At 68.6% G+C, this 16,276-nt stretch carries 12 protein-coding genes; 5 read left to right on the top strand and 7 right to left on the bottom strand.

Features of this window, described 5'->3' with window-relative positions:
- The first annotated feature begins 112 nt into the window (after positions 1–112).
- The 3 genes from trxA to AB0878_RS47680 all read left to right on the top strand — a co-directional run bounded on the left by trxA (position 113) and on the right by AB0878_RS47680 (position 5,171).
- On the top strand, positions 113–439 hold the full coding sequence (trxA, locus tag AB0878_RS47690; protein ID WP_220240252.1) for a thioredoxin: 327 nt from the start codon (positions 113–115) through the stop codon (positions 437–439).
- A gap of 282 nt (positions 440–721) precedes the next feature.
- The gene (locus AB0878_RS47685; RefSeq protein WP_366589893.1) at positions 722–1,870 is read left to right on the top strand and encodes an N-acetylmuramoyl-L-alanine amidase; all 1,149 of its coding nucleotides are present in this window, start codon (positions 722–724) and stop codon (positions 1,868–1,870) included.
- 2,827 nt (positions 1,871–4,697) lie between these two features.
- A complete protein-coding gene (locus tag AB0878_RS47680) occupies positions 4,698–5,171 on the top strand; it encodes a hypothetical protein (protein WP_366589891.1) in 474 nt (157 codons plus the stop codon).
- On the opposite strand, the gene AB0878_RS47675 is transcribed toward AB0878_RS47680, so the two are convergent.
- Complete coding sequence (locus AB0878_RS47675; protein ID WP_360607498.1) at positions 5,172–5,816, bottom strand: GNAT family N-acetyltransferase; 645 nt, start codon at positions 5,814–5,816, stop codon at positions 5,172–5,174.
- Between the two features lie 183 nt (positions 5,817–5,999).
- On the opposite strand from AB0878_RS47675, the gene AB0878_RS47670 reads away from it, so the two are divergent.
- Positions 6,000–7,319, top strand: a complete 1,320-nt coding sequence (locus AB0878_RS47670; RefSeq protein ID WP_366589888.1) for a PLP-dependent aminotransferase family protein — start codon at positions 6,000–6,002, stop codon at positions 7,317–7,319.
- 34 nt (positions 7,320–7,353) lie between these two features.
- Positions 7,354–8,298: a D-alanine--D-alanine ligase gene (locus AB0878_RS47665; protein WP_366589886.1), complete on the top strand. Its 945-nt coding sequence runs from the start codon at positions 7,354–7,356 to the stop codon at positions 8,296–8,298.
- Here AB0878_RS47665 and AB0878_RS47660 read toward each other — a convergent pair whose 3' ends face one another.
- The 6 genes from AB0878_RS47660 to yidC all read right to left on the bottom strand — a co-directional run bounded on the left by AB0878_RS47660 (position 8,299) and on the right by yidC (position 16,272).
- A complete protein-coding gene (locus AB0878_RS47660) occupies positions 8,299–8,910 on the bottom strand; it encodes a DinB family protein (protein ID WP_366589884.1) in 612 nt (203 codons plus the stop codon).
- A gap of 154 nt (positions 8,911–9,064) precedes the next feature.
- Positions 9,065–10,084 (bottom strand): ParB/RepB/Spo0J family partition protein, encoded by a 1,020-nt coding sequence (locus tag AB0878_RS47655; protein WP_366589882.1) that lies wholly within the window; start codon positions 10,082–10,084, stop codon positions 9,065–9,067.
- Positions 10,081–11,007: a ParA family protein gene (locus tag AB0878_RS47650; protein ID WP_366589879.1), complete on the bottom strand. Its 927-nt coding sequence runs from the start codon at positions 11,005–11,007 to the stop codon at positions 10,081–10,083. Before AB0878_RS47650 ends, AB0878_RS47655 begins: the two co-directional genes overlap by 4 nt.
- Before the next feature lie 87 nt (positions 11,008–11,094).
- Positions 11,095–11,775, bottom strand: coding sequence for a 16S rRNA (guanine(527)-N(7))-methyltransferase RsmG (gene rsmG / locus AB0878_RS47645; RefSeq protein WP_220245399.1), 681 nt, complete (start codon positions 11,773–11,775; stop codon positions 11,095–11,097).
- 2,696 nt (positions 11,776–14,471) lie between these two features.
- Complete coding sequence (locus tag AB0878_RS47640; RefSeq protein WP_366589876.1) at positions 14,472–15,047, bottom strand: R3H domain-containing nucleic acid-binding protein; 576 nt, start codon at positions 15,045–15,047, stop codon at positions 14,472–14,474.
- 28 nt (positions 15,048–15,075) lie between these two features.
- The gene (gene yidC / locus AB0878_RS47635; protein WP_366589873.1) at positions 15,076–16,272 is read right to left on the bottom strand and encodes a membrane protein insertase YidC; all 1,197 of its coding nucleotides are present in this window, start codon (positions 16,270–16,272) and stop codon (positions 15,076–15,078) included.
- Between the last annotated feature and the right edge of the window lie 4 nt (positions 16,273–16,276).

Raw genomic sequence — 16,276 nt, 5'->3', positions numbered from 1 at the left:
GATGGCTGGCGGAGCATGGCGACGAGAACGCCCACGAGGCGTCCGAGCTGGTCGGCGGCGGCTACGGCGCCGGCACCCACTGACTTTCCGAGACCGACCCGAAGGAGAAACCATGGGCAACAACACCGTCAAGGTGACCGACAAGTCGTTCGTGGACGACGTCCTGACCAGCGAGAAGCCGGTCCTGGTCGACTTCTGGGCGACCTGGTGCGGGCCTTGTAAGATGGTCGCCCCCGTGCTCGAGGAGATCGCGGCCGAGAACGGCGAGAAGCTGACCGTCGCGAAGCTCGACATCGACGAGAACCCGAACACGGCGCGTGACTACCAGGTGATGTCCATCCCGACCCTGATCCTGTTCCAGGGTGGCAAGCCGGTGAAGCAGATCGTCGGCGCGAAGCCGAAGGCGGCTCTGCTGTCCGACCTGAAGGACGTCCTCTGATCGAGCGGGCGCTGTCCAGCTGCTGAGAACCCGGGCCTGCGGGAATCGTCTCGCGGGCCCGGGTTCTCGCACGTTCGGGCGAAGTGTCCGTGGCCATGATCACGCAGGTGCACGGGCGTGTCCGTCCTGCGGCGGCTTGCGCTCTCCCGGGGCATACCGACCGGGCCTACGCGCTCACCGAGAGTTCACAGGGCACAATAGGTGCCCTGGGCTTACCACCCACACAGGTTTTCTGTTTTCGCATCGAGCCGGTTTCGGTGCCCTAGGAAGAGCGAGGAGTGCATGCGGGTACTCCGCCGCGGTGACGCCGGTCCGGACGTCGCCGAGATCAGGTCGATCCTTGCCGGGATGGACCTGCTCCCGCCGGTGGCGGGGACCGAGCAGTACGGCACCTTCGACGCCGCCGTCGAGCACGCTGTACGGGCCTTCCAGCAGCGTCGTGGGCTGATCACCGACGGGGTGGTAGGCCCCGCGACGTTCCAGGCGATGAAGGGCGCGAGCTTCCACCTGGGGAGCCGTCCGCTGCAGTACATGCTGTCCTCGCCCGTGCAGGGCGACGACGTCTTCGCGCTGCAGGAGCGCCTCACCGAGCTCGGCTTCGACGCCGGCCGCCCCGACGGCTACTTCGGCCCGCAGACCGAACGCGCCCTCCGCACCTTCCAGCGCGACATGCGCCTCGAGTCCGACGGCATCTGCGGCCCGGCCACCATCCGCGAGCTGCACCGCCTTTCCTCGCCCCGCGCCCGCGGCGGCCGTCCCGTCTTCCTGCGCGAACAGGAGCAGGTCCGCCAGGCCGGCCCGCGCCTGCGCGGCAAGCGCATCGTCATCGACCCCGGCCACGGCGGCGAAGACCTCGGCGTCATCGCCGGCGGCCTCCGCGAAGCCGACATCGCGTGGGACCTCGCGCGCAGGTTGGAAGGCCGCATGCAGGCCACCGGCATGGAAGCGTTGATTTCGAGGGGCCCCAACCACAGCCCCACGGACTTCGAACGCGCCCGCTTCGCCAACGACGCCGGCGCCGACCTGTTCCTGTCCCTCCACAGCGACAGCAACCCCAGCCCCCGCGCCCAGGGCATCGCCAGCTTCCACTTCGGCACCGGCAACGGCACCACCTCCACGGTGGGCGAGCTCCTCGCCGGCTTCATCCAACGCGAGGTCGTCGCCCGCACCGGCCTGCGCGACTGCCGCACCCACTACAAGACGTGGGAGATCTTCACCCGCACCCGCTGCCCCGCCGTCCGCGTGGAGATCGGCTACCTCACCAACCCGGACGACAGCCGCAAACTCGCCGACCCCGCCTTCCGCGACATCGTCGCCGAGGGCATCCTCATCGCCGTCAAACGCCTCTACCTCCTCGGCGAAGGCGACCAACCCACGGGCACCTTCACCTTCGCCGACGTCTTGGCTCACGAGCTGGCCAAGGCCGAGTAGGTCTTCCCGTTCTTCACGCATGAGCCGGGCCCTCCTCCACGAGGCCCGGCTCACGTCTTTTTGCAGCTGGGTCCGCTGGTCCGCTGGTCGCCGCCATGTCTTCCGGCCATCGCCCTCCACCGCCTGCCTGCGCTCTCCGGTCGGCGCTCCGGGCCCGTTCTCGATCTGCAACCCACGGGCTCCCGCTGGCTCGACCACGGTCCAGCACCGCTGGATGCCGCTCTTTGGCCGGCGCGCCCGGTTCTCCATCTGCAATCCATGGGCTCCCGCTGGCTCGACCACCACGCAGCACCGACTGCCCGCCGCTCTCTGGCCGGCGCGCCCGGCCCGTTCTCGATCTTGCAACCCACGGGCTCCCGCTGGCTCGGCCACCGCCCAGCACTGGCCGTCTACCGCTCTCTAGCCGGCGCGTCCGTTTCTCGATCTGCAATCCATGGGCTCCTGCTGGCTCGGCCACCGCCCAGCACCGGCTGCCTGCCGCTCTCTGATCGGTGCGCCCGGTTCTCCATCTACAACTCATGGCACCCACTGGCTCAGCCACCACCCAGCACCGGCTGCCTCACGCCCGCCAACCGGCGTTCCCGGGCCCGTTCTCGATCTGCAGCCATGGCTCCCGCCGGCTCGGTCGCCACTCCACCGGCCCGCCCTTCACTGTCGATCCATTGCCCGTTGGCTCCGTCGCGACCCCGTGGTTTTGCAACCAGCCGGCTGCTCTCTCGAACGACTTCCACCCTCGACTGCCGGCCTTGTTCAGCTGCGTGGTCAGGGCTCGTTGCCCGGGCATTGGCCTCGATAAACGCCTTCTGATCCCAGCTTTTGCTCCTGCTTGCCGCTGCTTCGCTGCGGCTCGCTCGCCCCGTACCTCGCCCGTGGATCCTGGCCTCGCCCTTGTGCATGGGCATGGGCATGGGCATGGGCATGGGCGCGATCCTTAAGACCTAGCGGCACTGCGCGGCAGCCGCTCCCAGCTTGAGCTGTCAGCCCTCCTGATTATTGGCGCGTGGCGCCAATAATCAGACGCCGCTAGCCGGCCTCAGCCATCGCTCCTCTGGTATCTGCCCCGGGCCAAGATTCACCGCCCCGCCCGGCAGTTCGCCAGTGCAGGCCATGCTCCAAACCTGCTGCTGCAGGTCAGCAGCCGGGCTCGGCCGTCGCCGCTGCCCGCCGGGGGCGAGTCACCGCTCACCTGCACTCAGGCCAGCGACCGCTGGCCCCTCCGACAAGCGGCAGCGCCCCGCCCGCCGGTCTTAACTCTCTGCTGCAGGGGCGGCCGACTGCTTCCGTTGTGCCGCCGCCTGCTCCAGCTCGTCCTCTGATAACCGGTTCCAGCAGCCGGCAACTTCATGCCTCCAGCCCGAGGCACTGGCCGCTTCTGGCCACCTGTTCGGCCCCACGGACTCGGCCGCTGAGCTCGAGCTCGATCCGCGAGCTGAGTTCCGATCACCGATTACTCATCGCCGCTTCCACAGCCCGCCACGGAACCCCGAATTCCGCTCCACCAAGCCAAGTTCTGGTCACCGACTGTTGGTCGCCGCCCGATCAGCGGCCACCGCCCCCAGCTTTCGCGACTCAGCACCGGCCACCCACCACCGACCACGACCTCCGATGACAGCGCCAGATCGCTGCGCTTCCCACCGCCCAAGCCACCGAACTCTTGGGCCGGTCGGGGGCGTCGGCCGCGATCGCGGCGGGTCGCCGCGCGGTCCCACCGATCTCTGCACTGCGGACCGCGAAGATCGCCGCCAAGCCGATCTGCCGGTCGGTGTCCGCCCGTCGCTGCCCATCGTGCGCTGAGATCAGGCCGCGAGGCCCGGCTCCGAGGTTTGTAGCCGCGCGCCTTTCGATTGCTCGCCGTTGCTCGCTGGTTGCCGACTCGGACCGTCGCGGCCGAGGGCTCCAGCTCGCGCCGCGAGGACTGAGCCAGAATGCGCCGGCGCTGGTTGGGAGTCCTGGATTGGTGCCTCCGTTCAGTGGCGTTGTGGTGATAGAGCTGTCTAGGCACTGGTTGATGCAGCCGGCCGTCGACCCTTCCAACTGCACGTCGCCCGAGGCAGGCCATCCGAGAGTGGCCGCGGGTAGCCAGCTCCTAGCACCACTTCGTGTCCACACAAGCCAACAGTTGCGCCCAACCGAAGTCCGTCGCCGAATCCGGGGGCGAACCGTCACGCCAAACCCGGCCCGACCCACCATCACCGCGGCTTCGACCCCTCCGCCGCCCGAGCCAGCGCCCGGCTGGAACGCTTTCGGAGGACTTACCCACAACCACTCTGGGTAGTCATGCGCATCCGTCACAACCAGCCGCACTCACCGCGTCACCAACCGCCACCGCTGGCGCCCTGTGCACAACCCCGGCCCGGAAGTCACCCCAAGCGGTGCACGGGCCAACCCAGGTGGAGTAGTCCACCGCCAACCCCACAACCGGAGCCGCGCGACCGCTTCGACCGCCCCCGCGGACCGCCACAACCCATTGCGCCCGTCCCGGCGGGGACACACCACACCTTGGGGCAGCCCCCGCCCTCCTCGGGGGGCGTCCCCAGATCCAGTCTACTCATCCACAGGTTTTCCACGGCGTCTATCAGGGATCTGTGGATAACTCGGGGTTTCTTCCACAGTTGTGCACAGGTGGGGAAATCGGGTATTTCGGGCTGGGTAAGACCGTGGTACGTGGGCGTCGCGAAGATCTTTCGGGGGGTGTGTCGAAGGGGTGGGGGTCGGTGGCGACGTTCCGGGTGACGGGACAAGGAGGGCTGCCATGGGTGGCACGAAGTTGACCTCGGACGATGCGGTGCGTACGGCAACCGGGCGAGGGTTCGGCGAGTGGGGTGAGGTGCTCGACGCGTGGGGAGCGCGTGGTCAGGGCCACGGGGAGATCGTCGGCCGGCTCGTTGAGGAGCATCGGTTGGGCAACTGGTGGGCACAGACAGTGACCGTCGAGTACGAGCGGTCCCGAGGGTTGCGGCCGCGCAACGGGGGTCGGGACGGGCTGTTCACGGTGAGTGCGAGCCGGACGATCGAGGCGAGGGTCGAGGATGTCTACGAAGCCGTGGTCGACGCGGCCGCGAGGGGAAAGTGGCTCGACGGCGATCGGCTCAAGATCAGAACGACGCAGCGGAACACGTCGGCGCGGTTCGGCTGGGGCGACGGAGCCACGCGGGTCAACATCGGATTTGTCGACAAACGCACGAAGACCCAGATCGCCTTGGCGCACGAGCGCGTTGTCGACGAAGCGACCGCCAACGACTTCAAGACCTACTGGCGCGAAAGCCTCACCAAGCTCAAGAACCAGCTCGAGACCCGCTGATCAAGCCCGCCCGAGGCTCGGCTCCGCCGTCGTGATCGTCACCTGGCCGAGCAGCCGCTCCAGTGCCGCCTCGACGTCTTCCTTCCAGGTGATCGCCGAGCGCAGTTCCAGCCGCAGCCGCGGCCACTTCGAGTGCGGCCGCACCGTCTTGAAGCCGACGCTCTGCAGGAAACCCGCCGGCAGCACGCAGGTGTGCTGGCCCATCGGGTCGACCTCGTCGGGCACGGCGTCGCCGAACGCCTCGATGGCGCGGACGCCGCGTTTGGTCAGGTCCTTCGCCACGGCCTGCACGAGCATCCGGCCGAGGCCGCCGCCGCGGAACTCCGGCAGGACCTGGAACGCGGTGAGCAGCACGGCGTCGGCACTGGGCGGCGACGTGGGGAAGGCCAGGGAGCGCGGCACGGCGTTCGGCGGCGCGTAGAGCACGAAGCCGACCGGCAGCGTGTCGCTGTAGACGATGCGGCCGCAGGAACCCCACTCCAGCAGCACGCTGGAGACCCACGCTTCCTTCTCGACCTCGGTGGAGCCGAACTCCTCCGCTTGGGCCTTGAGGTGCGGCGCGAGCTCCCAGTAGACGCACCGGCGACAGCTCTTGGGCAGGTCTTCGAGGTTGTCGAGTGTGACGCCCACCACGCGACGCGACACCTGAAACCTCCCCGAATCCCTCACGACCGGCATCCGCTCCCCGCAAGAGCGCAGGAACGACCGGAAGAGCCACTCGAAGAATAGGACGATGTGATGAGCGCCGGAAGAGCGGGGACCAGGAAGAGGCCCTGGTTACACTCGATGGATCTACCCGCAGGTACCACCGAGCCCTCAGGTGTGTCGATGACCGAGAACCGCCCCGTCAAGCCGCAAGCCGGCCGCCACAATCTCGACCCTCACCTCGACCGGTACGCAGCGCGCACCGCCGGGATGACCGCTTCGGAGATCCGGGCGCTCTTCGCGGTGGCGAGCCGGCCCGAGGTCGTGTCCCTGGCCGGCGGCATGCCGAACCTCGCCGCGCTGCCGCTGGACACGCTGTCGGCCCAGGTGGCGGAGATCATCGCCGACGAGGGTCTCGTGGCACTGCAGTACGGGTCGGCCCACGGCATCCCCACACTGCGCGACCAGATCTGCGAAATCATGGCGCTCGAAGGCATCAAGGCGCACCCGGACGACGTCGTCGTCACTGTTGGTTCGCAGATGGGCCTCGACATGGTCACTCGCCTCTTCTGCGACCCCGGTGACATCGTGATCGCCGAAGGGCCTTCGTACGTCGGCGCACTCGGCTCGTTCGCTGCGTACCAGGCGAAGGTCGTGCACGTCGCGATGGACGAGCAGGGGCTCGTGCCCGAGGGCTTGCGCGAAGCGCTGCGGCAGGCCGAGAAGACCGGCCGGCGCGTCAAATTCCTTTACACCATCCCGAATTTCCACAACCCCGCCGGCGTCACGCTCGCCGTCGAGCGCCGCGCGGAGATCGTGGAGATCTGCCGAGAGCACGGTGTGCTGATCGTCGAGGACAACCCGTACGGGCTCCTCGGCTTCGACGGCCAGACCTACCCGGCGCTGCGCTCGATCGACCCCGACAACGTGGTGTACCTCGGCTCGTTCTCGAAGACGTTCGCCTCCGGCCTGCGCGTCGGCTGGGTGCTCGCGCCGCACGCCGTGCGCGAAAAGCTTGTGCTGGCAGCGGAATCCGCGACGCTGTGCCCGCCCACGTTCAACCAGATGATCGTCTCGCGCTACCTCGCGACGCACGATTGGATGGGCCAGATCAAGAAGTTCCGCGAGAACTACCGCGAGCGCCGCGACGCGATGATCTCGGCGCTGAACCAGTACCTGCCGCCGGGCTGCTCGTGGACGATGCCCGAAGGCGGCTTCTACGTGTGGGTCACCGTGCCGGAAGGTGTTGACACCAAAGCAATGTTGCCGCGCGCCGTGACCGCGCGCGTGGCGTACGCGTCGGGCACCGGCTTCTACGCCGACGGTTACGGCTCGCGCCAGATGCGCCTGTCGTACTGCTACCCGACGCCCGAACGGATCCGCGAAGGCGTGCGCCGGCTCGCGGCGGTGCTGGAGTCCGAAATGGACCTCAGCCGCACCTTCGGTAGCGTGAAGGCACGCACCATCTCGGGGTCGGAAACCCCGTCGCCGGACACGGTCTGACCGGGTCCGCAGCAAAACCTAAGGAGTTCCCACGGTGGTCGACCGTACCGTTGCCGTGCTCGCAGGCGGGCTTTCCCACGAACGCGACGTCTCCCTCCGTTCGGGCCGCCGGCTTTCGGCCGCGCTGCGCGCCGAGGGGCTCACCGTGGAGGAGTGGGACACCGACGCCGGGCTGCTGGAACGCCTGCGTACGCAGCGGCCCGACGCGGTTGTCGTCGCGCTGCACGGCGGTGAGGGCGAGAACGGCTCCGTGCAGACGGTGCTGGAAATGCTCGGCGTGCCCTTCGTCGGAACTTCGAGCATGGGCTGCCGCCGTGCGTGGGACAAGCCGACCGCGAAGGCGTTCGTGCAGCAGGCCGGGTTCTCGACGCCGGACTGGGTTGTGTTGCCCCACAGCACTTTCCGCGAGCTCGGCGCGCAGTCGGTGCTCGACGCGATGGTAGAGCGCCTCGGCCTGCCGATGATCCTCAAGCCGGATCAAGGCGGCTCGGCGCTCGGCACGCAGGTCGTGCGCGAGGCGTCGGAACTACCCGCGGCGATGGTCGGCTGCTTCGCGTACGGCGACACCGTGCTCGCCGAGCAGTTCGTCGACGGGGTCGAGGTGGCCGTCACGGTCGTCGAGGGTGAGCACGGCGCCGAGGCGCTGCCGGCCGTCGAGATCGTGCCGGAGAGCGGCGTTTACGACTACACCGCCCGTTATACGGCCGGTCTCACCGACTTCTTCACGCCGGCGCGCATTTCCGAGGAGGCGGCGAAGGCCGTCGGCGAGCTGGCCGTGGCTGCGCACCGCTGGCTCGGCCTGCGTGACATCTCGCGCACCGACGCCGTGATCACCGCCGACGGAACAGTGCACTTTCTCGAGGTGAACCTGTCGCCGGGCCTCACCGAGACGTCGACGGTGCCGATGGCCGTTGAGGCGGCAGGGAAATCGCTCGGGTCGGTGTTCGCGGACCTCGTGGCGCGGGCCGTCGCGCGCTGATCACCGCGCTCGGTAGAGGTCGCGCAGCAATGCGATCTCGGCGCCGTGGTGCAGCACTTCCTGGTTGACCCACCACACGATCTCGAGGAACGGCTCGTCCGGATCACTGCCGTGGGGATAGGTGCACAGGCCCACGGTGTCGAGTGCTGCGTCGTCGACGCTCAGCAAAACCTTCCGCCACGCAGCTGCGCCGGTTTGGAACGCGGCAGTCGCGGTTGCGGCGTCGCCGGTATCGACGTAGTCGTCACGGGTCAGCGTGTGGCTGCCTGACGTGTGGTCGGCGCGCAGCACCAGCATTTCGCTCAGGTGGCTGAGCCGCCACGCGATCGTCGTGACGGGCGGCGGCCACGGGTGGGGGTGGGGCGCCGAGTCGCGGCCCCACTCGCCGCGGCCGGCGAGGAACGTCGCGCGCGGCCCCGGCCCGGCGGAGCGCCGCCGCACCGACCAACAGTCCGGCGCCGGCTCCCACCGGAACTCGTCGTCGGTCATCGGGTCGACTGAGACGGGGGTACCGTCGCCGCTGTCGACCGCCGGCCCGCCGAGGCGATCGACGAGCCGCCCGCACGCGAAGTCGAACTGACTCAGCAACGGCGCCAGGCGCGGAGAGATCACGGAACGCTCCTTCGGGAGAGCTGGTTCCGCCAACTCTCCCGGATTCCGCGCCGCGCGACCGCCGATTTTTCCCGCGCCCGCGGCGACCACCCAGAGTGCCGGTGACCATCCCGGTGAGCAATCATCACCGTGACGAAACGACCCTGGGTGATCCCTAGTCGGTTTCCTCTGTCTGATTCGCCGTTTTTTCGGTCGAGTTCGCGTCGATGATCGAGACGATGCGTTCGAGATCGTCGACCGAGCCGAACTCGAGGACGATGCGTCCCTTGCGGCGGCCGAGGTCGACCTTCACTCGGGTGTCGAAGCGATCGGAGAGACGGTTGGCCAACTCCTGCAGTCCCGGTGCCTGAATCGGCTTGCGGGGAGCGGGCTTCGGCTTCGCCGGCTTTTCGCTCTTCTTGAGCGTGACGGCCTCCTCGGTGGCGCGCACCGACATGCCCTCCGCGACGATTCGGGCCGCGAGCTCTTCCTGGCTTTCCGGATCTTCGAGCGACAGCAACGCCCGCGCGTGCCCGGCCGAAAGCACACCCGCGGCCACTCGACGCTGCACGGCCAGCGGCAGCTTGAGAAGACGGATCGTGTTGGTGATGACGGGCCGGCTGCGGCCGATGCGGCTGGCGAGCTCCTCGTGCGTCACCGCGAACTCGTCGAGCAGCTGCTGGTACGCGGCCGCCTCTTCGAGCGGGTTCAGCTGGACGCGGTGGATGTTCTCCAGAAGCGCGTCGCGGAGCATGGACTCGTCGGCGGTCTGCCGGACGATCGCGGGGATCGCCTCGAGCTCCGCTTGCTGCGACGCGCGCAGGCGCCGCTCGCCCATGACGAGCTCGTACTCGCCGTCGCCCAGTTCGCGGACGACGATGGGCTGCATGAGCCCGAACTCGCGGATGGAGTGTTCGAGTTCGGCGAGCGCATCTTCGTCGAAGACCTGGCGGGGCTGCTTCGGGTTCGGCTTGACGGCGCTGACCGGGATCTCCCGGTAGACCGCGCCGGCGACCTCGCCGCTGACGGGAGTCGCCGCGCCGTTGGCCGCGAACCAGCCCTTCTCCTCACGCGCCGCTTTGTCCGCGGGCGTGCCCCCTTCGACGGCGGAGGACGCCGGGCCGGCCGTGGTGGCCGGCCCGGTCGGGATCAGGGCCGCGAGCCCCCGCCCCAGCCCTCCTCTGCGCTCAGTCATGCGGTACTGCTCCTTCCTTCGGTCGCGCCACGCTCCGCGATCTCCTTGGCGGCGTCGAGGTAGCTCATGGCGCCACGTGAACCGGGGTCGTAGGAGAGCACGGTCTGACCGTAGCCAGGCGCCTCCGAGACCTTCACACTGCGCGGGATGACGGTCTTCAGGACAGTGTCGCCGAAGTGGTTGCGGACCTCGTTGGTGACCTGGTCGGCGAGCTTGGTGCGACCGTCGTACATCGTCAGCAGGATCGTGGAGACGCGGAGCTCGCGGTTGAGGTGCTGCTGCACGAGCTCGATGTTGCTCAGCAGCTGCCCCAGACCTTCCAGCGCGTAGTACTCGCACTGGATCGGGATGAGCACCTCTTGCGCGGCCACCATCGCGTTGACGGTGAGGAGGCCGAGCGACGGCGGGCAGTCGATGAAGACGTAGTCGACGCCGATCTGGTCGAGGATCTCGGACGAGAGCGCCTCCTTGAGCCGCGTCTCGCGGTTCGCCATGGAGACGAGCTCGATCTCTGCGCCGGCGAGGTCGATCGTCGCGGGCACACAAAACAGGTTCGACGACTGCTCGCTCACGGCCGCTGCTTCGGCAAGCGTCACCTCACCGATGAGCACCTCGTAGATCGACGGCGTGCCGGACCGGTGGTCGATGTCGAGCGCGGTGCTGGCGTTGCCCTGGGGGTCGAGGTCGATCACCAGAGTCTTCAGCCCGTGCACGGCGAGCGCGGCAGCGAGGTTGACGGCGCTCGTCGTCTTACCGACGCCGCCCTTCTGGTTGGCGACCGTCAGCACCCGACGACGGATCGGGCGGGGGAGCGTGCCCTCCTTCGGGTGCAGGACGCTCGCAGCGCGGACGGCTTCTTCGGCGATCGGCGTCCAGCCCAAGTCGTGGCCGGTGCTCGCAGGGTCGGACGGTCGGGGATTCACCGGTCTCGACACCTCCTCTTGATAGACGACTCGTTGGCGTTCGGACCGCGGTGTTTCACGTGGAACGCCGCGGCCGCACTCGTACGCTTAGCTCCGCCTGCCGCGTGGCCGGGATGGCTTCGGTGGCAGGCGGCGGATCATCACGACCGTGCTGGGGACCTCGAGTACTGCCTTCCCGCACTCGGCGAGTTCTGGATCGGCACCGCCGGCCTTCCGCACAGCCACGCGGTCCCGCTCGATTTCCTCTCCCGCGCTGGCTCCCTTGAGTGCAACCAGACGACCTTCGGGGCGAACCAGCGGAAGACACCAGCCCGCGAGGCGAGCGAGAGGAGCAACAGCGCGAGCGGTGACGACGTCTGCGCCACCCAGCTGCTCACGCACAGACCGCTCCTCGGCGCGTCCACGCACGATGGTGATCGGGAGTTCCAGCTTCTCGGCGACCTCGGCCAGCCAGTCGACCCGGCGGGCCATGGGTTCGAGGAGAACGATAGCGAGGTCCGGTCGAGCGATCGCCAGCGGCACACCCGGAAGTCCCGCCCCTGACCCGACATCGACCACGCGCGCTCCGTCAGGAATCTGCTCCCCGATAACAGCCGAGTTCAGCACGTGACGCTCCCACAACCGCTCCACCTCACGCGGCCCGATCAGCCCCCGCTCGACCCCATGCGTAGCCAGCAACTCAACGTACCCAGCCGCCCGGTCCACCCGCTCCCCGAACACCTCCGCCGCCGCAGTCCGCACCATCGCGGTGGCGCCGTCCAAGCTCACGAAACCCACTCCTCGGTCCGCGCGTTTCACGTGAAACGCGCTCGCTCGATTGTCCCCGATGGCGCGCCCAAATCGAGCCGACAGACCGCAACTGTGGACAACTCCACTCGGGGAGCCGAGTGTCCACAGGCGTGTTCCACGTGAAACCACGTCGACGTGGTGATGCACGGCGGTCGCGGTTTCACGTGAAACGCCACACTTGTAATTCGCTCCGGCTGGCCGCCCCAGCACCGACATGACAGCGCGAGGTGCGCCCGGGTCGTGTCCAGCGGGTTGGGTGAGCGCGCCGGCGCATCGACGGCGAAGTTCTCCATCAGTTGGCGTGGGGTCCGCGCCCGAGTCTCGAAGTCCCGGGGGGGCTGCCGGGTCGGCTGGAGCGAGCGCCGGCAACACCGGGCGGGCAGTCGGAACTGGCTTGGCGGATAGAGCGGGCCGCGGTGATATGGGGGCGGAGTGAGGGGGTGCGGGGTCGTGGCCGTGCGAGCGCTGCATTGCCAGATCGCCGGACCAGCCCAACGCCGGTAATCCGTCATCTCCGGAGCGCGATCCGTGGACCGAGCGAGCGGGTGACCTAGTGGCACCGGATCAAGACCGCAGGACCATGACCGCGGCAATGGGTTCGGGCCATGCGTCGGGCCGACAAGCGCAAGACCAGATCCTTCGCAGGTTTGAGGCGGCAACGCGATCAGCACGAGAGCGAACCCGCTCCACGGAGGCCGGACGATGAGCACGGCACCAGGTCAACGCCGCAGCGGCAAGGCATGAGCGCGGCAACCCGGTCAAGCCGCTGTGACACGACGATGGGCGCTGTCCAGGGTCGACGCGCACGGGCAAGACGATCAGGACAGCAGCCAGCTCAGGCCACGCCAGCAACGTGATAGGTACGGCAGGGATTGCACGCTGCGCGGCCAAGACCAAGCCACGGAAGCAAGTACACGCGGGAGCAGGGGCCAAATCGCAGCGGCAACGGGGGAGCCGAACTGGGGCGCAGCAGCAAGGCGACACAGCGGCGAGGCGGCACAGCAGCGAGGCATCGAGGCCGCAGCACGCCGAGGCACGGTGGCCAGCACGGAATCGAGGCTGGGTGACGGCACGCAGGTGGGTCTGGAGACCAGTCCCGACACGCTGGCCGGGCGGCAGTCTCGGTAGCAGCCTGCAGGCCCGCGGCGACCGCGGAGCACGCCCGGAACAGGGCCGAAGCAGATGGGCATGAGGGCGGATCCAGGCGTTGCGGCGCGGCAGCAGCGTGCGGGACGCGGCTGGCAAATGCGGAAGCGGAGCCGGAGCAGCGCCGCAAAATGAATAGGTGTGAGGGAGTGCCCGGGCCGCAGCAGTGAGGCGGCACCCGCGACAGCAGCGAAACTCAGCCGGGGAGCCTTGGAGCGGAGCCGGAGCAGGGCACGGCAGATGGGTGCCGGAATCGGGGTCGAGCTACAGCGGTGAGGCCGCGGACGTGGCAGAAATGCGCGAGCCGCTGCCGGCAAACGTGGAAGCGGAGCCAGAACAGCGATGCAAACGGATGAGCATCAGGAGCGGAGCCGGGCCGGGACGGTAAGGCGACACGAGCGACAGCAACGCGCGAGCCGCTGCCGGCAAACGCGGAAGCGGAGCCAGAGCAGGCCGTGACAGATCGGCGCGGGAAGCGGTCCGGGTCGCGACGGTGGGCGGCACGCGTAGCGGCAGCATGCGGGACGCGGCTGGCGAACGCCGAAGCGGAGCCGGAGCGGCGCCGCAAACCGATGGATGCGAGAAGCGGGGCCCCGGGCTGTGGCGGTGGAGCAGCACGAGTGGCAGCAGCGTGCGGACCGTGCTGGCGAACGCGGAAGAGGAGCCAGAGCAGCGCCGCAGACAGGATGAGCGTGAAGAGCGGGTCCGGGCCACAGCAGTCAGGCGGCACGGGTGTCAGCGGCGCGGGGGCGCAGCCGGAAAACGTGGAGCGGAGCCGGAACAAGGCACGGCAGATGGGTGTGGGAAGCGGAGCCGGAGCGCGGTGGCGCGGCAGCAATTCGCGAAACACTGCCGGCAAATGCGGGAGGGGAACCGGGCAGGGCCTACAAGCGGATGGCCGCGGGATCGGAGCCTGGACATTAGCGGCGGAGCGGGGCGCGGCAGCAGTTTGCGAAACACTGCCGGCAAATGCGGGGGAGGAGCCAGAACAGGGCCCACAAACGGATGGCCGTGGGAGCGGAGCCTGGGCCGTAGCGGCGGGGCGGGGGCGGGGCAACAGTTTGCGAGAGGCGGCCGGCGTGCACGGGAGCGAAGCGGGAGCAGGGCCGCGAGCGGATGGCCGTTGGGGAGTGGAGCCCTGGCCGTGACGGTGGTTCGGTACGCGGCAGCGATGCGCGAGAACAGCCGGCGAACGTGGGAGCGGAGCCGGGGTGGGTCACAAGGGGACAGGCGCGTGGGAAGTGGGTTCGGTCGGCGCAGTGGTGAGGCAGGCGTGAGCTGCAGGCAGTCAAAGGCTGCAGGCGGCCATAGGGCTGCGGGCGACCAAAGGCTGCAGGCGGACGAAGGGCGGGGGCAATGGCGGCCGCACCGAAGCGGTGCGGGTAGCGGAACAACAGTGTGCAAGACAAAAGAAGCGGCCCACCGGACATCCGGTGGGCCGCTTCTGCTCAGTGCTTCGCAATACTCCGTGACGCGTCCAGATCACCCGCATCGAGCCGCGGCGGGAGCGGCGGCGCGGGTCAGGAGGCTCAGCCCTCCGGGAAGATCACCACGCGGCGCTTCGGGTCTTCGCCCTCGCTTTCGCTGGTGACGCCGTCCACGGTGGCTACCGCGTCGTGGACCACCTTGCGTTCGAAGGGGCTCATGGGCTGCAGGCGGACGCGTTCGCCGCTGGACAGCACTGACTCGGCGGTGGAGCGGCCGAGTTCGCGGAGCTCCTCGCGGCGGTCGGCGCGCCAGCCGGCGATGTCGAGCATGAGGCGGCTGCGGGAGCCCGTCTCCTGCTGGACGGCGAGGCGGGTGAGTTCCTGCAGGGCCTCGAGCACGGTGCCGCGGGGGCCGACGAGCTTTTCGAGGTCCTCGCCGCCGTCGATGCTGATGATGGCGCGGCCGGCTTCGACGTCGAGGTCGATGTCGCCGTCGTAGTCGAGCAGGTCGAGCAGGCGCTCGAGGTAGTCGCCGGCGATGTCGCCTTCCTGCACGAGCAGGTCGTCGCCGCCCTGCTTCTCGTCGGCGGCGTCGGCGGGGGCACCCTCGGTGGGTGCGGCCGAGGCCGTGGTCTCTTCGTCCTGATCGGCGTCGATCGTGTCGACCGTCTCCGACATCATTCGTCTCCTCTCCGAACCGGGGGCGTCAGCGACGCTTCCGGCCCGACTTCCTGGTCGAGTCCTTGAGGAGCCCGGGAACCCCGGTTCCGTTCTCCTTCTTCGATCCGTTCTGGGCCGGCTGCTGCGCCGGCTTCGACGGGGTCGCCTTGGTGTCCGGCTCGGACGAGTTGGCCTGCGAAGCAGCCTCGGCCGCAGCGGCCTTCTTGCTCTCCACGCCACCCGAGGAAGACGGGGGCTTCGTCTGCGCGAAACCGTGCGCCGAACCCGCCTTGGTCACCTTGCCCTGCTGCTGACCGTTGCCGGACGGGTTGTTCTTCTTCTGCTGCACCGGCTTCTGCCCGACCTTCGGAGCCGTCGGCTTCTGCCCCGGCTTCGGCCCGAGCGACGCCCGCTTCTCCGCGGCCTCCGCCTTGCGCGCGGCCTCTTCCTTGTCGATGCGCGTGTACACGAGCCGCTGCTGCATCAGCGTCCAGCCGTTGTTCGCCAGCCAGTAGAAGAGCAGGCCGAGCGGGAACAGGGCACCGAACACGAGCACACCGAGCGGGAAGATGTACATCGTCAGCTTGTTCATGATCGCGGTCTGCGGGGTGGCCGACGCGGCGTTCTGCCGGGCCACCGAGTGCCGCGCGGTGAGGTGCGTGGCGATCGACGCGACGATCATCAGGGGCAGCGCCACCGGCAGCACGCTCCAGTGGAACCCGACCCCGCCGGTCTGGCCACCGGACACCACGCCGACGCCGTTGTAGACCGCCTCGCCGAGGTTGACACCGAAGAGCTTCGCGCTGACGTAGGACTCCACGTCGTGCTGGTTGAAGAAGTAGTTCTCCGTCTTCACACCGCCACCGACGGGCGGGATCGTGAACGCGCGCAGCACGTGGTTCAGACCGATGAACACCGGAACCTGGAGCAGCATCGGCAGGCAGCTGCCCAGCGGGTTGACGCCGTGCTCGCGCTGGAGCTTCTGCATCTCCTGCGCCTGGCGCTGCTTGTCGTTCGCGTACTTCTTCTGGAGCTTCTTCATCTCCGGCGCGAAGTCTTGCATCTTCTTCATCGACCGGACCTGGTTCACGAACGGCTTGAACATGATGCCGCGGATGGTGAACGTCAGGAAGATGATCGCCAGGATCCAGGAGATCGCGGTGCCTTCACCGAACGCGAACCCGAAGACCTTGTGCCAACACCACAAGATGAAGGACACGGGGTAGTAGATGAAATCGAGCACTGAG

The organism is Amycolatopsis sp. NPDC047767 (assembly GCF_040704195.1).
In the GTDB taxonomy this organism is placed as follows: domain Bacteria; phylum Actinomycetota; class Actinomycetes; order Mycobacteriales; family Pseudonocardiaceae; genus Amycolatopsis.
The sequence above is the reverse complement of the archived record's forward strand: the minus strand, read 5'-3'. Positions and strand labels throughout refer to the sequence as shown.

Coding starts and splice junctions, on each gene's coding strand:
- AB0878_RS47670 (WP_366589888.1), top strand. CDS start 6,000: ATGACCGAGAACCGCCCCGTCAAGCCGCAAGCCGGCCGCCACAATCTC.
- AB0878_RS47655 (WP_366589882.1), bottom strand. CDS start 10,084: ATGACTGAGCGCAGAGGAGGGCTGGGGCGGGGGCTCGCGGCCCTGATC.
- trxA (WP_220240252.1), top strand. CDS start 113: ATGGGCAACAACACCGTCAAGGTGACCGACAAGTCGTTCGTGGACGAC.
- AB0878_RS47685 (WP_366589893.1), top strand. CDS start 722: ATGCGGGTACTCCGCCGCGGTGACGCCGGTCCGGACGTCGCCGAGATC.
- AB0878_RS47640 (WP_366589876.1), bottom strand. CDS start 15,047: ATGTCGGAGACGGTCGACACGATCGACGCCGATCAGGACGAAGAGACC.